The organism is Pseudomonas sp. NPDC008258, assembly GCF_042956345.1.
Taxonomy (GTDB): Bacteria; Pseudomonadota; Gammaproteobacteria; order Pseudomonadales; family Pseudomonadaceae; genus Aquipseudomonas.
On the sequence record NZ_JBIBGE010000029.1, the window covers coordinates 82,454 to 96,113 of the forward strand.

13 protein-coding genes and 1 pseudogene are annotated in these 13,660 nt (G+C 63.9%); 5 read left to right on the forward strand and 9 right to left on the reverse strand.

The annotated features are described in order from the left end of the window. Positions 1 to 66 precede the first annotated feature (66 nt). The gene (locus tag ACFY9W_RS21790) at positions 67 to 2,025 is read left to right on the forward strand and encodes an alkyl sulfatase dimerization domain-containing protein (RefSeq protein WP_391134509.1); all 1,959 of its coding nucleotides are present in this window, start codon (positions 67 to 69) and stop codon (positions 2,023 to 2,025) included. Positions 2,026 to 2,043: 18 nt separating this feature from the next. Here ACFY9W_RS21790 and ACFY9W_RS21795 read toward each other — a convergent pair whose 3' ends face one another. From ACFY9W_RS21795 to ACFY9W_RS21805, 3 genes are read right to left on the reverse strand one after another with little or no spacing between them, the layout of a single operon-like run. Next, on the reverse strand, positions 2,044 to 2,343 hold the full coding sequence (locus ACFY9W_RS21795) for a DUF202 domain-containing protein (RefSeq protein ID WP_391134512.1): 300 nt from the start codon (positions 2,341 to 2,343) through the stop codon (positions 2,044 to 2,046). Then, positions 2,333 to 2,722, reverse strand: coding sequence for a DUF202 domain-containing protein (locus ACFY9W_RS21800; protein WP_391134515.1), 390 nt, complete (start codon positions 2,720 to 2,722; stop codon positions 2,333 to 2,335). The genes ACFY9W_RS21795 and ACFY9W_RS21800 overlap by 11 nt, the downstream gene beginning before the upstream one ends. A 12-nt stretch (positions 2,723 to 2,734) precedes the next feature. After that, entirely contained in the window at positions 2,735 to 4,072 is a 1,338-nt protein-coding gene (locus tag ACFY9W_RS21805; protein WP_391134518.1) for a DUF1329 domain-containing protein, read from the reverse strand. A 150-nt stretch (positions 4,073 to 4,222) separates the two neighbouring features. On the opposite strand from ACFY9W_RS21805, the gene ACFY9W_RS21810 reads away from it, so the two are divergent. Beyond that, positions 4,223 to 5,185, forward strand: a complete 963-nt coding sequence (locus ACFY9W_RS21810) for a LysR substrate-binding domain-containing protein (protein ID WP_391134521.1) — start codon at positions 4,223 to 4,225, stop codon at positions 5,183 to 5,185. Here ACFY9W_RS21810 and ACFY9W_RS21815 read toward each other — a convergent pair. The 4 genes from ACFY9W_RS21815 to ACFY9W_RS21830 all read right to left on the reverse strand — a co-directional run bounded on the left by ACFY9W_RS21815 (position 5,170) and on the right by ACFY9W_RS21830 (position 9,600). Further along, on the reverse strand, positions 5,170 to 6,480 hold the full coding sequence (locus ACFY9W_RS21815; protein ID WP_391134524.1) for an MFS transporter: 1,311 nt from the start codon (positions 6,478 to 6,480) through the stop codon (positions 5,170 to 5,172). The two genes, ACFY9W_RS21810 and ACFY9W_RS21815, sit on opposite strands and share 16 nt — an antisense overlap. A gap of 64 nt (positions 6,481 to 6,544) precedes the next feature. Then, a complete protein-coding gene (locus ACFY9W_RS21820) occupies positions 6,545 to 7,708 on the reverse strand; it encodes an acyl-CoA dehydrogenase family protein (protein ID WP_391134527.1) in 1,164 nt (387 codons plus the stop codon). Between the two features lie 15 nt (positions 7,709 to 7,723). Further along, positions 7,724 to 9,271: an AMP-binding protein gene (locus ACFY9W_RS21825; RefSeq protein ID WP_391134530.1), complete on the reverse strand. Its 1,548-nt coding sequence runs from the start codon at positions 9,269 to 9,271 to the stop codon at positions 7,724 to 7,726. A gap of 173 nt (positions 9,272 to 9,444) precedes the next feature. Beyond that, the gene (locus ACFY9W_RS21830) at positions 9,445 to 9,600 is read right to left on the reverse strand and encodes a hypothetical protein (protein WP_391134533.1); all 156 of its coding nucleotides are present in this window, start codon (positions 9,598 to 9,600) and stop codon (positions 9,445 to 9,447) included. A gap of 117 nt (positions 9,601 to 9,717) precedes the next feature. Here ACFY9W_RS21830 and ACFY9W_RS21835 point away from each other — a divergent pair, with 117 nt between their 5' ends. Further along, positions 9,718 to 10,374, forward strand: coding sequence for an alpha/beta fold hydrolase (locus ACFY9W_RS21835; protein ID WP_391134536.1), 657 nt, complete (start codon positions 9,718 to 9,720; stop codon positions 10,372 to 10,374). On the opposite strand, the pseudogene ACFY9W_RS21840 reads toward ACFY9W_RS21835, so the two are convergent. Further along, positions 10,344 to 10,767, reverse strand: a pseudogene (locus ACFY9W_RS21840) (anti-virulence regulator CigR family protein). The gene ACFY9W_RS21835 and the pseudogene ACFY9W_RS21840 overlap by 31 nt on opposite strands. Before the next feature lie 188 nt (positions 10,768 to 10,955). Here ACFY9W_RS21840 and ACFY9W_RS21845 point away from each other — a divergent pair. Next, positions 10,956 to 12,089 carry an alanine--glyoxylate aminotransferase family protein gene (locus ACFY9W_RS21845; protein ID WP_391134539.1) on the forward strand — a complete coding sequence of 378 codons (1,134 nt, stop codon included), beginning with the start codon at positions 10,956 to 10,958 and terminating at the stop codon, positions 12,087 to 12,089. 221 nt (positions 12,090 to 12,310) lie between these two features. On the opposite strand, the gene dapA is transcribed toward ACFY9W_RS21845, so the two are convergent. Next, positions 12,311 to 13,183 carry a 4-hydroxy-tetrahydrodipicolinate synthase gene (dapA, locus tag ACFY9W_RS21850; RefSeq protein ID WP_391134542.1) on the reverse strand — a complete coding sequence of 291 codons (873 nt, stop codon included), beginning with the start codon at positions 13,181 to 13,183 and terminating at the stop codon, positions 12,311 to 12,313. 275 nt (positions 13,184 to 13,458) lie between these two features. Here dapA and ACFY9W_RS21855 point away from each other — a divergent pair. Next, a partial coding sequence (locus ACFY9W_RS21855; protein ID WP_391134545.1) for a hypothetical protein occupies positions 13,459 to 13,660 on the forward strand: 202 nt, incomplete at its 3' end.

Genomic DNA, 13,660 nt, shown 5'->3' on the forward strand with positions numbered 1-13,660 from the left:
TGGTATTGGTTCGCCAGCGGATTCTGTCCTTAGAGTGTTTGCCCTCAGAACAACAAGGACCACCCCATGCGCCTACGCACACTGCCATGCCTGCTGGCCCTGGCCCTGCCCTACGCGGCGCTGGCCGACGGGCCGGCCAAGGACGCCAGCGACTTCACCCGCCAGAGCAATCAGCAATGGTTGCAGCGCCTGCCGTTCAACGACCGCAGCGACTTCGACAATGCCCGCCGCGGGCTGCTCGAAGCCGTCGACCAGCCCGTGGTGAATGCCGAAGGCAAAACCGTCTGGGACCTGCAGCGCTATGCCTTCCTGAAAGGTGAGGCACCGGCCACGGTCAACCCGAGCCTGTGGCGCATCGCCCAGCTCAACACCCTTGCCGGGTTATTCAAGGTCAGCGAAGGCATCTACCAGGTGCGCGGCCTGGACCTGGCCAACATGACCTTGATCGAAGGCGAGCACGGCCTGATCGTGATGGACCCGCTGCTGTCGGTGGAAACCGCCAGGGCCGGGTTGGCCATGTACTTTCGCCATCGCCCGCAGCGGCCGGTGGTGGCGGTGATCTATACCCACCCGCACGTCGATCATTTCGGGGGGGTGCGTGGGGTGATCGACACGGCCGACGTCAAGGCGGGCAAGGTGCAGATCATCGCCCCGCAGGGCTTCTTCGAACATGCCGTCAGCGAAAACGTGCTGGCCGGGCCGGCAATGAAGCGCCGTGCGCAGTACATGTACGGCGCGCCACTGCCACGTGGGCCACGCGGTCAGGTTGATGCCGGGCTGGGCAAGGGTGTGCCGGCCAATGCCACCGTCAGCCTGATTGCGCCGACCCGGCTGATCGAACAGCCCTTCGAGACCATGCGCATCGATGGTGTCGACATCGAGTTCCAGCTCACCCCTGGCACCGAAGCGCCTGCTGAAATGAACTTGTGGTTCCCCCAGTTCAAGGCCCTGTGCATGGCCGAGAACGCCTCGCACGTGCAGCACAATGTGCTGACCCTGCGCGGTGCCCAGGTGCGCGATGCCAAGGTGTGGGCGCACTACCTCGACCAATCGCTGTTGCGCTATGGCGAGCAGGCCGAAGTGTTGTTTGCCCAACACCACTGGCCGACCTGGGGCGGCGCAGCGATCCGCGACTACCTGGCTGATCAGCGCGACATGTACGCCTTCATCGACAGCCAGACCCTACGCCTGATCAACCGCGGCCTGGGCCCCACCGAGATCGCCGCCGAGCTGACCACCTTGCCGCCACGGCTGGCCAGCAAATGGTACAGCCGCGACTACTACGGCTCGCTCAGCCACAACGTGCGGGCAGTGTATCAGCGCTACATGGGCTTTTATGACGGCAACCCGGCAACCCTCAACCCGTTGCCACCGAGCGAGGCCGGCACGCATTACGTCAAGGCCCTGGGCGGCGCCGAGCGGGTGCTGACCTTGGCCCGTGAGGCCTACGGCAGCGGTGATTACCGTTGGGTTGCCGAGCTCACCCGGCACCTGGTGTTCGCCCAGCCCGATAACAGCGCAGCGCGCGAGCTGCAGGCCGACGCCCTGGAGCAACTGGGCTACCAGAGCGAGAACGCCACCTGGCGCAACGCCTACCTGACCGGTGCGCAAGAGCTGCGCAACGGTGTGGCGCCGGCCGCCAGCAAAGGTGGCAGCGCAGACGACCTGGTACGCGCCCTGACCCCGACGCTGTTCTTCGACTACCTGGGCGTACGCGTGGATGCTGCCAAAGCCGCCGAGCAGGACCTGGCCATCAACTGGCACTTCACCGACCTGAACGAAGACTACGCCCTGACCCTGCGCAACGGCGTGCTGACCCACCGCGACCACACCCGCCACGGGCAGGCGGATGTCGAGGTGAAAATGAGCAAGGCTACCCTGGACCGCATCGCCCTGAAGCAGACCGGGTTTCTCAAGGAAGCAACCGTGGGTGACATCGACATCAGTGGCGAGCGCATGAAGTTCATGCGCTTCATGGCAGGGCTGGACGAGCCGGACGGGCGCTTCAATATCGTCACCCCCTGAATCAACCACAGCGCCGCCCTAAAGCGGGCGGCGCAACAACACGCTCAGCACCAGGCCCGCCACTCCCAAGGCACAAAGCAGCACGCTCCAGGCGGCCGCGTGGCCCTGCTCGCGGTGCAGCATGCCCAGCCCTCGGCGGTACACCCCGCGCTCACGGGCCCGGCCCAGCAGCGCTAGCAGCGCCGCCATGCCGGCCACCATCCACATTTCTCCACGCCAGGCGATGCACGCTACCAGCAGCAGCGACACCTGCGTGCGCCGCCAGGCCAGCACCGTACGTTCGGCCTGCAGCCCAGTGTCCCCGGCGCTATCCGCCATGCCAACGCGCCCACAGCACGCCGACCAGCGCCACGCAGGCAAATCCGCACGCCACGCTCAGTAGCGGCACCAGGCGCGACAGCGGCAGAGGCGCCCCGCGGCGCAATGCGCGCTCCACCGCCAACCAGCGCCAGCCGGCGCCCAGGCTCACCAGCAAACTGGTGGCCAGCAACGCCAGCTCCATGGCCACGCGCCCAGATGGCGGCCAGGCATGGGCAGCGAAGGTTTCGATGGCGATTGCGCCGCCGAGCAAGGCCAGGGCGGTGCGGATCCAGGCCAGAAAGGTGCGCTCATTGGCCAGGGTAAAACGCGGGTCAGGCGCCTTGCCCTGCCCCAGCAACCAGCGCTCCCAAGGGGTATGACGTTGATCGGAATTCATGAGAGCCCTGTGTCAACGCAGCCCTTGGCTGCGCAATGCGCCGGGGGAGAAGTAGGAAGCACTGGTGCGCACGTCGAAAGCGTACGGCCGTGGTTGCTCGTTGGTCAGCCCGGACAGCTGGTAGCGACCACTGCGCAGGTCGTAGATCGCCTCCATGGCGTTGACCAGCGCCTGGCCGGTGACGTGGTAGTAGCTGTGGGCCTGGGCGGTCCGCCACAGCTGGCCCTTATGGTCGAAGAAGTCCGCCTCAAGGATGGCCCAGCTGTCTTCGTCCAGGTAATAGCGGCGGCTGGCGTACAGATGCTTCGCCCCAGGCTTGAGGGTGCCCACCACCTCCCACACACGGTGCAACTCGTAGCGGGTGGGTTGCGGGTTGACGTGCCCCGGCCCGATCAGCGCGGCATAACCGAGCAGCGGCGAAGCCAGGCGATAGCTGTTGTACGGCACATACAGGGCCTTCTTGCCCACCAGGGTCCACTGGTAGAGGTCCGGGGCTCCGTTGAACATGTCGCGGCTGTCGGCGGTGCGCAGGCCGGCCGTGCCCGGGGTGATGCTGTCATAGGCCAGCGCGGGCGCGCGCCGCACCCGCCGCTGGCTGCTGCTGTACAACCACAAGAGACGCGGCTGGGCTACCTGATCGAGGGTTTCGTGCAGCACCACGGCATCGCCCGCCAGGCGCGACGGCGCGGTCATGCGGTAACTCAGGTAATACAACACGTTGCCCGCTTGGCCGCCTTCCAGTACGTCGGGGCGGGCGAAGCTCTGTTGCAGGCTCATCGCCGCGAAGCGGCCATCACCACGCGGGGTGATGCTGTCCGAGGCCAGGCTGTAACTGCCGTTGCGCGGGCGGGTGAGGTGGTTCCACAGCACCTGCAGGCCATTCCCGGGCCTAGGGAATGCCACTACGCCGGCAAAGCCCTCTACGCCGTTACCATCATTGACCAGCCGGGCGCTGGCCGCATTGTGCCGGGCCCACTCGGCCACGGGGGGAGGCACCGCGACACTGCGGTGCGAGGGATACACCGGCAGGCGGAAAGACTGGGGGTAACGCTGCAGCAAAGCCACCTGCCCCGCCGTCAGCTGCTCCCGGTACGGGGTGTAGTTGTTGGCGGTGATCACATACAGCGGCTGCTCATCGGCGTACGGGTCCAGCGGCGTGCCGTTGACCGCCAGCGACACTTCCCGCGCCTGCAGGCCGCCGTTCCAGGCCGGTATGCGGCCGTCGCTGCTGGGCCCGCGTTCGGCCCCAACCGGCGTTAGGTCTGCCGGCAGTGGCATGGCCACCACGTACAGGCTCAGCAGGCTGGCGTTGACGAACAGGAAGCTGCGCAACAGGGCGAATGGTTTCATCGGGTTTGGCCTCTTGTTGTTGTGGTGTCCGGGCCGGGCTTGCCTTGGCACGCCCTTTCGGGGTGATACTAGGAGCCGGGCTTCGAACCCCACAAATAACGTGTACGGATACGTGCCATATCAGTTCGGTATACCCTTGGAACCGCTCCGATGACCCTGAAACAGCTCCGCTACCTGATTGCCATCGTCGAAGCTGGCAGCTTCTCTTCGGCTTCACGTCGCGCCTACATTGCCCAGCCGGCGTTGAGCCGGCAGATCAGCCTGCTGGAAAGTGAGCTGGAGATGCAGCTGCTCGACCGCCAGCACGATGGCATAGCCCTGACCGATGCCGGACGCCAACTCTACGAAGTGGCCCGGCAGGTGGTGCAGAAACTCGACTCGGTGAAGGATGAGCTGAAATCCAGCCGCGGCGACCCCAAGGGCCACGTGGCCATTTCCATCCCGGCCACGGCCGCCGACCTGCTACTGCCAGAAATCGTCAGGCGCGCCGAACAACGCTTCCCCGGCGTGACGCTGACCGTATGGGACGGCCTCAGCCGTGAAGGCGGCCAGGCCATCGAGCTGGGCAAGGTGGACTTCGGTGTGGTGCCCAATGCCGAGGAACTCGACCATGTGGAGGCCGAGCCAATCTTCACCGAGGCGCTGTACTGGGTTGGCGCATCAGCCCCAGACACCCCCGACACCATCACCCTCGCCGAAGCCGCCGCCACCCGGCTGGTGCTGCCGCCCAGGACGCTGCACCTGCGCCGACGCATCGAGCAAGCCGCCATGGAAGCGGCCGTGCCCCTGGTTGCCGCCTACGAGCAGCAATCGGCACCCGGTATCGCCAGCCTGGTGCGCGCCGGCCTGGCGGCGACCATCAGCAACTGGCCGCCGCTGAGCGTGCTGCTGGAACCCACGGCGGCAAGGCGCATCGTCGAACCGCGCATCAGCCGCACCATCGCGTTGGCGCACTCCCAGCACAAACCCCTATCGTTCGCTGCCGGTTGCCTGCGCGACCTGGTGCGCAGCGTGCTGATCGACCTGGTCAACAGCGGCCGTTGGCGGGGCGAGCTAATCGGCAAGGAGGCCGAGCCGCTGGAGTCGGTGCTCGACGTTCAGCTGGCGGTCTGAGCGCGTGCCTGCCCGCCAGCGGCAGCCGACTCGCGCAGGCGCTGCTGGGTGTGCTGCGGGTTCATGGTTGCCACGCCCACCAACCCGGCCACCACCAGCACCGCCCCGCATACCAGGAAGCCCTGGGCATACCCCGCCGGGTGCTCGCTACCCGCACCTTGTACCAGCAAGCCGGTCACCACCGGTGCTGCCAACCCGGCCAGCGAGGCGATGCCGTTGCCCATGGCGAGGATGCCGCCGCGCTGGGCCGCCGGGGTGAACTCGGCGAGCATTGCCGGGCCCACGGAATACATCACCAACGCCAGGCCCCCACTCAAAGTCAGCGCGGCGACCCTTGCGGCCGTGCTCAAGCCAGGCAGCATCAGCGACGCCGACAACAGCCCGCCCAATATCAGGCACACCGAAACGAACACGCCGCGTGCCACCCGTGACCTCACGCCGCGACGCATCAGGCGCTGGGAGAACCAGGCCAGCAGCAAGCTCAACGGCGTGGTCACGACCACGAACATGATAAAAATGCGCCCGGTCTGCAGCGGGTCTATACCCAGGCCCACCTGCAGGTAACTGGGTACCCAGGTCAGGGTGAGGGCCAGCGACCAGTTGGCGGCGAAGTGGCACAGGTAGTTGCCCAGCACGCTGGGGTCGCCCAGCAGCCTGCGATAGGGGATGGCGGGTTCGTCGGCCTTGAGCTGGCTGGCACGCAGGCGCTCGAGGGTGCCCTCCTGGCCCAGCCGCCACCACAGCAGGCACCAGACCAGGCCGATCAGCGCAAGGATGATGAAATTGGTGCGCCAGCCGTAATGCAGGCTGACCCAGGGGATCATCGCCCCCGCCACCAGCAGGCCCATGGCACTGCCGGCATGCAGCAGGGCCACCGGCAGGTTGCGCCGGTCGTTGGGAAACCACTTGTACAGTGCATGGGTGGCGACCGGCGATGCCGGCCCCTCACCGATGCCCAGCAGCACCCGGCAGGCGACGATGGCCCACAGTGAAGTGGCAAACAGCATCGGCAGCTGGATCAGCGCCCAGAACAGGCCCATGCCCAGCAGCAAGGTACGAGTGGGGCGCCGGTTGGCCATGAAGCCACCGACCACGGCGGATATCGCGAAAAACCAATGCAAGGCGCCGCCGATCAGGCCGAACTCGGTGGCCGTCAGGCCCAGTTCGGCGCTCATCGGCACCGCCACCAAACCGATCACCACCTTGTCGAGAAAGTTGACCAGCATCAGCAGGGCCAGCAGCGCGGCCACCAGCCAGGCGGTACGGGGGTTGGGCAGGGAAGAATCCGCAGTCATGGCGAGTACTCTTGTTATTGTTGTGGGGTGTTGCAAAAAGGCCGCCGCAAGGGCGGCCCGTCGTTCAGGCAGGCATCAGCACGCCTTTGGCGATGGTGTTGCGCTGGATCTCGCTGGTGCCGGTAAGGATACGCATCATCCGCGTGGCGCGGAAAATCCACTCCACCGGGTGGCCCTGCATCAGCCCGGCGCCGCCGTGCACCTGCACCGCCTTGTCGGCGATGCGGAAGGCAGCCTCGGATACGAACAGCTTGCACATCGGCGCCTGGGTGCGGATATCGCCCCCGGCGTCGTTCGCCTGGGCCGTGGCGTAGACCATGCTGCGCGCAGCGTGCAGCTCGGTCGCCATGTCGGCGATCATGTGGTTGACCGCCTGGAACATGGCGATCGGCTGGCCGAACTGCTTGCGGTTGCGTGCATGCTCGATCGACAGGTTCAGGGCCAGACCGGCCATCCCTAGCAGGGTCGGGCAATGCAGCAGGCGGTTGAGGGTGATGCGCCCCATGGCCAGCTTGAACCCCTGCCCCTCTTCACCGATCAGGTTTGCCGCGGGCACGCGCACCTGGTCAAGCATGATGTCGCCATGGGCACCGCCACCGGACATCACCGAGTAATCGCTTTCGATTCGCACACCCGGGGCGTTGAGGTCGACGAAGAACGCCGAAATACCCTGGGCGCCCTTGCCCGGCCCGGTCACCGCCAGCAGCACTGCCAGGTCGGCGTAGGTGGCACCAGAGATGTAACGCTTGGTGCCGCTGAGCACATAGTGGTCGCCGTCGCGGCGCGCCTGGGTAGTAATGGCGGTGGCATCGGAGCCGGCCTCGGCTTCGGTCAGGGCAAAGCACACGGCCTTTTCAGCGCGGCACACTGGCTTGAGAAAGGTCTCGACCTGGTAGGGGTTGGCAACCTTGAACAGGTGGCCAACCCGCGGCGGCCCCGACAGCTCGCCCAACACGTGTGCGGCGAGCATGGAGCCTGTCAGCACCGTGGCCTCCTTCACCGCGCACAGGTCGGCCACGTTCAGGCCAGCCCCGCCCATGCTTTCGGGCAGCATGACGGTGTACAGGCCCTGCTCGCTGGACAGTTTCCACACCTGCCGCAGCACCGACTGGGGGTGCGGACGCGCCCAGTCCAGCTGTGCCTGCTGCTCCAGCGGGCGTACCTGATCGCGGACGAACCCTTCGATCGCTTCGATAATCTGCGCAGCCTTTGCACTGGGTTGATACATGGTGATGCTCCCTGGTCAGATACGACGTTCGCTGTGTTGCCAGTAGGTGTCCCGGACCAGGCGGCGCACCACCTTGCCATTGGGGTTTTTCGGCAGTTCGCTGACAAAATCGACGCCGCGCGGCTTCTTGAAACCTGCCAGCGCACGGCCGCAACGCTCGATCAGCTCGGCGGCCTCCATTTGCGCCCCGGGCTTGAGCACGACCACCGCGCGCACCGCTTCACCCCACTGCGCGTCGGGCACGCCGACCACCGCCACTTCGAACACCTCGGGGAAGCCGTAGATCACCTGCTCCACTTCGCTGGGGTAAACGTTGAAACCGCCGGAGATGATCATTTCCTTCTTGCGATCGACGATGAACACATACCCCTGTGCATCGACCGTCGCCAGATCGCCGGTAAGGTAGTAACCGTCGCGCATCACTTCGGCGGTGAGCGCTGGCGCGCGCCAGTAGCCCTGCATCACGTCCGGGCCCTTGACCACGATCTCACCGACTTCACCCGGGGCCACATCCTTGAACGCCTCGTTGACCACCCGCAGGTCGGTCTCGAAGTAGCACCGCCCGCAGGAAGCCAGGCGTTGATAATCGCCGTCTTCCACCAAGTGGTCCTGCTCGGTCAGCACGGTGACCAGCGAACAGGTTTCACCGGCGCCGTAACCTTGCGCGAGAATCGGCCCGAACAATTCGATGGCCTTTTTCACCAGGGCCGGTGCCATGGGCGCGGCGCCGTACATGACCAGCTTCAGGCTCGACAGGTCGAAGCGTTCAACGCCGGGGTAATTGACCAAGCGGTTGATCATCGCCGGCACCAGGAACAGCCGTGTCACCCGTTCGCGCTGAATGGCCTCCAGCAACAAGCGGTCGTCATAACGGTCGAGCAGCAGGTTGCAGGCGCCCACCGCCAGCAGCGGCATGATCTGCATCCCGCTGGCATGGGTGATGGGGCCCACGTGGGCCATGACGTCGCCGGGCCCGGAGCGCCGTGTAGGGCTGGCGATGCTCTTGCGCACCAGCGCCTTGCGGTTGCCGAACGACAGCATCGCAGCCTTGAGCACGCCAGAGCTTCCGGAGGTGTAATGCAGCACGGCCAGCGCATCGTCGGCCGGTTCCAGGCCCAGCGGTGCCTCACTGCCGCGCTCAAGCAACGCGGCATAACCCAGGTCACCGCCCTCGCCTTCCAGCACGATAAGCTGGCGCAGCAGCGGCAACTCCCTACGTCGCGCTGCCAGCGCCTGGGCAAAACTGGCATCGGTGATCAGTGCAACGCTGCAGGAGTCTTCCAGCACCCGCACCACTTCATCCACTGACAGCCGCGCATTGATCGGCACCTTGACCATCGCCGCCTTGTACAGCGCCACTTCCGCTTCGACCAGCTCCACGCGGTTGGCGGCGAGAATCGCCACATGCTCGCCGACACCCACGCCCAGCGTACCCAGCGCTGAGGCCAGGCGATTGCTGCGGCGCTCCAGTTGGGCGTATGTGACGCGTGCCTGGCTGTCCGCCACGGCGATGTGGTCCGGCCAGTAGCTGGCACTTCGGGTAATGATCGTTCCAAGGTTCACGTTGTTGTTCTCGTCGACAGGAAGACATCGACGATGCTAATCAGCTGTGCGCGTACAGATGAAATACAAGATTCAGATGTGGGCCATAACTTTATTGACTGGCGTGAGGCCCAGGCATGCTGGGGCTGGCGATCGATCAGGATATGGCAGTCATTGTTTGTGGCAGCGTTGTTTCATGAGAGACCGATATCGACCAACAGCGAATACCGTCCCAACGCTTTGTAGTCAGTGCCGGCCGTCGGATGCAGGCTGCCCTCGCCGGGCTGCGCAGGGAAGCCGTAGTTGATTTGTTCGTCCCCCCGCCCATCGGTGAGGATGAACGTGGGCAACGCGCCCTCAAGGCACGAGCCGTCTTTATGCCTCAATGCTTTGCCCTATGAGGACATCATTTGTGATTAGCTGCGACTGCTCATAAGCTGCGTGATCCCTGACTCAAGGACCGAGCCGTGACACACTCCCCTCAAAAGATTCTTTTCCTTCCTGGCGCTTCAGGTAACGCTCAATTCTGGTGCCCGGTTGCCGAAGCCCTCGAAACGACAATTGCCGCACACCACATTGGCTGGCCCGGTTTTGGCGATACACCGGCTAACCCGAATGTAACCTGCCTGGAGCATCTCGCCGCGCTAGCGATCACGCAGATCGACAGGCCTACGGCCTTGGTGGCTCAATCCATGGGCGGGGTTGTAGCGGTGCATATTGCACTTGAGCGCCCTGACTTGGTCACTCACCTGGTCTTGGCCGTCACTTCGGGCGGTTTGAACCTCCCGGCTTTAGGTGCCATGGACTGGCGCGCGGCGTTTGAATCAGACAACCCTACCCTGCCACGCTGGTTCCTCGATGATCGCGCCGACCTGTCTGCACGATTGCACGAACTGCGACTGCCGGTATTGTTGCTGTGGGGCGCAGTGGACCCGATCAGTCCAATTGCGGTCGGCCAGCGGCTGGCGCAGTTGATACCAGATGCCAGGCTGGAAGTGTTCCCCAAGGCCGGCCATGACCTTGGCCATACTCATGCCAAGACTGTCGCGAAACTGATCGACGAGCACCTGGGCCTTGACGACGTTGGACGGTTTCAATCCAGCACATTGTGCAGAACCTCATAGATCACACCCGAGGCAATAGCCACAAGGATTAGGTCAGCCCCGGCTTGTTGCCACTCATAGCCATCGTAGTGGGGAAGTCGTCCGATCAACCTGCTGTAGTTTCTTGCCGATTCCGGGCGGGAGCGGTTTGCCGCGCGCCAGATTCTTCTGAATGCCGGGAGGCAGAGAGGCGCCTGGATTCCAGTAACCGCGATTATCGTTGAGGATGACACGCACCCCGCCCACGTCGACGGAAGGCCCACTGTGCCAGTCATTACCGTTGCCTTGATGCCCTTGGTTGCTGTGTTGGCTTCCCTTGTCATGACCTTTCGCTTTTCCGGGATCGGCCAACAACATTGGGCTCAAACCCATTGCCAGCAAGAGCACTGCGGCGGCATTCAATTTCCTTCCCATCTGAACAGTCCTGATTGCTTATCCAAACAGAGCGTAGTCAATCTACTACCGAAGGCAATGCTCTTTAAGGGAGCAGCATTTGTTCGGTGGCTGGCCATCTCCCTGCAATCAGTCCCGCCCCATCTTGCCATTTACCAAGGCTTAGGGCAGGGTCGATACCATGGACATCTCTGCCAAGGAGTCACCCCATGTCAAAGCTCTATCCCAGTATTGACCCTGAGGGGCTGGTCGAGTACTCGGTGGTTTACACCGACCGCTCGCTCAACCACATGTCGCAGACCTTTCAAGGGGTGATGAGGAACATTTCCAGCACCCTCAAGCAGGTCTACAACGCCGAGGCTGTTGCGGTAGTCCCCGGTAGCGGTACATTCGGCATGGAGGCGGTAGCACGACAGTTTGCCACCGGCCAGCAATGCCTGGTGATACGCAATGGCTGGTTCAGTTATCGCTGGAGCCAGATCCTTGAGATGGGCAACATCCCGGCAGCCACCACGGTACTGAAAGCCCGGCCGGTCGACCCCGGCCACCAGGCTGCATACGCGCCACCGCCGCTGGACGAGGTGCTGGCAGCCATTCAGGCGCACAAGCCGCAGATTGTGTTCGCGCCGCACGTTGAAACCTCATCGGGGATCATTCTGCCCGACGACTACCTGCGGGCCGTAGGCGACGCCGTGCATGCGGTGGGCGGCCTGTTCGTACTGGACTGCATCGCCTCGGGCACGCTGTGGGTGGATATGCACAAGTGCGCCATCGACCTGTTGATCAGCGCACCGCAGAAAGGCTGGAGCGCCTCCCCTTGCTGTGCGCTGGTGATGCTCAGTGCGTTGGCCCTCGAGCGCATCGGGCAGACGCAAAGCAGCAGCTTTGCCTGCGACCTGAAAAAGTGGCTGCAGATCATGCAGGCCTATGAACAGGGCGGGCATGCCTACCATGCGACCATGCCCAGCGATTCGCTCGCGCGGTTCAGCGAAGTGGTGAGCGAGATGCAAGCCTACGGGTTCGACAAGGTCCGCAGCGAACAACAGGCCCTTGGCGACAAGGTGCGCGCAATGCTTGCCGGCAAAGGGTTCAAGAGTGTGGCCGCAGCCGGCTTTCAGGCCCCAGGCGTAGTGGTGAGCTACACCGATGATGCCGACATCAAGAATGGTAAGAAATTTGCCGACCACGGCCTGCAGATCGCCGCCGGCGTGCCGTTGCAATGCGATGAGCCGGCAGACTTCCAGACCTTCCGCATCGGCCTGTTCGGGCTCGAAAAACTGCACAATATCGAGCGCACGGTCAGCACACTGGAACAGGCCTTGGATGCAGTGATGGTGAACTGAGTCCTTGCCTCAACCGGCAGATGAAACGCAGACCGGAAAGCCAGCGTGATCGCTTTGGTAGCAACTGTCTTGCCCAATTTCTGAAAGCTGGCGCAAATCCCTGTGGGAGCGGTCGTACACCGCGAACACGGGCGAAGCCCGTGCCATCCTCCGCGCAGCCTGCTTCGCGGGCACGCCCGCTCCCACAGTAGTCGCGCCAGCTTTCAGGTTTTGTACAAGCCCTACTCCAAGCCACCGCGCAGCGCCAATACAGCCGCCAGCTTGCCTCGGGTGGCTTCGGTGCAAGGCTGCATGGGCTCACGCAGCTCGTCGGTCATCAACCCCTGCAACTGCAAAGCCGCCTTGACCACCGCCGGGTTAGGCTCGGCAAACGCCATCCTGATCCAGGGCAGCAACTGATAGTACGTACCACGCGCGGCCACCCAGTCGCCGCTGTCGACCTGCCGCAGCATGCGTACATACAGGTCGGCATGCACATGCGCCGAGGCCGAAATGGCCCCTGCCCCACCCAGGCACAGGTTGTTGAAAATCTGCAGGTCTTCCCCAGCCAGCACCTGGGCATCGCCAGCCTGGATCAGGGCCATGGTGGTTTCGCTGTCGCCACTGCAATCCTTGACTGCCGCAATACGCGGGTGCCGTACAATCCGGCGCAGGGTTTCGCGCTCGATCCGCACGCCGGTGCGATAGGGAATGTCGTAGACGATTACAGGTACGCTGGCGGCATCCGCCACGGTGTTGAAGAAGGCTTCGATGCCGGCCTGTGATGGGCGAATGTAGCAAGGTGCCGGCACCAGCAGCCCACCCACGTCACGCCGCTGGATTTCTGCCTGGAACGTCAACAGTTCGCGCAGGTTGCAACCCGACAGCCCCATCACCACCCTGCCCGACTCCACCCAGCCCAGAACGGCATCCAGCACAGCCAGTTGCTCGGCCTTGGACAGCGCCGCTGCCTCCCCCGTGGTACCGCACACCACAAAACCGGTCACGCCCTCTTCGAGCAGCTTCTTCACCAGCGTTTCCAGGGCGACAAAGTCGACTTCATTGGCGCGTAATGGGGTGACGAGGGCGATCCAGATACCACGGAAATTCGACATGCAATAACTCCTGATGTTGACCGAAAGTCAGCGTCAGAGGGTGAAGAGTCGAAGTGTTCTGGCAGGGATACCTGGCGCCTTCTGTCTCGTCAGCCCACCTGACGAGACAGCGCGCCTCGGTCAGATGAGCGGCTGTTTCTTGGATTTCTTGGCGACGGCAACGCACGCGCCAGCCTGGGCAATGAAGCCCGAAGCGGAGATGGCGTGGTTGGTTGTGGACATTGAGAAGGCCCGTTGCTTAGGTATGACCGGATAATGGTTTGCCGGCATACCTTATGTCAACCTGGAGCTGCGTGTTTGCGGGCTCATCCGCAAGGCGGCTTGTGGGTTGGTTTCATAAAGCGCGAGTTCGCCCCCCCCTTGCCGGGCTTTCTGACGGGCGAAAAAAAGGTTCTTCACGGATTGCCGGGAAAGTCATTCTTGATCTTCATGAAAAAGAACTCGCTGTCCCGGTAGCCGTAAGCCATCCGCTTGATC

What these genes read in the sequence shown, in the direction of transcription:
- ACFY9W_RS21790 (WP_391134509.1), top strand. Translation starts at nt 67, where the DNA reads ATGCGCCTACGCACACTGCCATGCCTGCTGGCCCTGGCCCTGCCCTAC.
- ACFY9W_RS21795 (WP_391134512.1), bottom strand. Translation starts at nt 2,343, where the DNA reads ATGGCGGATAGCGCCGGGGACACTGGGCTGCAGGCCGAACGTACGGTG.
- ACFY9W_RS21800 (WP_391134515.1), bottom strand. Translation starts at nt 2,722, where the DNA reads ATGAATTCCGATCAACGTCATACCCCTTGGGAGCGCTGGTTGCTGGGG.
- ACFY9W_RS21805 (WP_391134518.1), bottom strand. Translation starts at nt 4,072, where the DNA reads ATGAAACCATTCGCCCTGTTGCGCAGCTTCCTGTTCGTCAACGCCAGC.
- ACFY9W_RS21810 (WP_391134521.1), top strand. Translation starts at nt 4,223, where the DNA reads ATGACCCTGAAACAGCTCCGCTACCTGATTGCCATCGTCGAAGCTGGC.
- ACFY9W_RS21815 (WP_391134524.1), bottom strand. Translation starts at nt 6,480, where the DNA reads ATGACTGCGGATTCTTCCCTGCCCAACCCCCGTACCGCCTGGCTGGTG.
- ACFY9W_RS21820 (WP_391134527.1), bottom strand. Translation starts at nt 7,708, where the DNA reads ATGTATCAACCCAGTGCAAAGGCTGCGCAGATTATCGAAGCGATCGAA.
- ACFY9W_RS21845 (WP_391134539.1), top strand. Translation starts at nt 10,956, where the DNA reads ATGTCAAAGCTCTATCCCAGTATTGACCCTGAGGGGCTGGTCGAGTAC.
- dapA (WP_391134542.1), bottom strand. Translation starts at nt 13,183, where the DNA reads ATGTCGAATTTCCGTGGTATCTGGATCGCCCTCGTCACCCCATTACGC.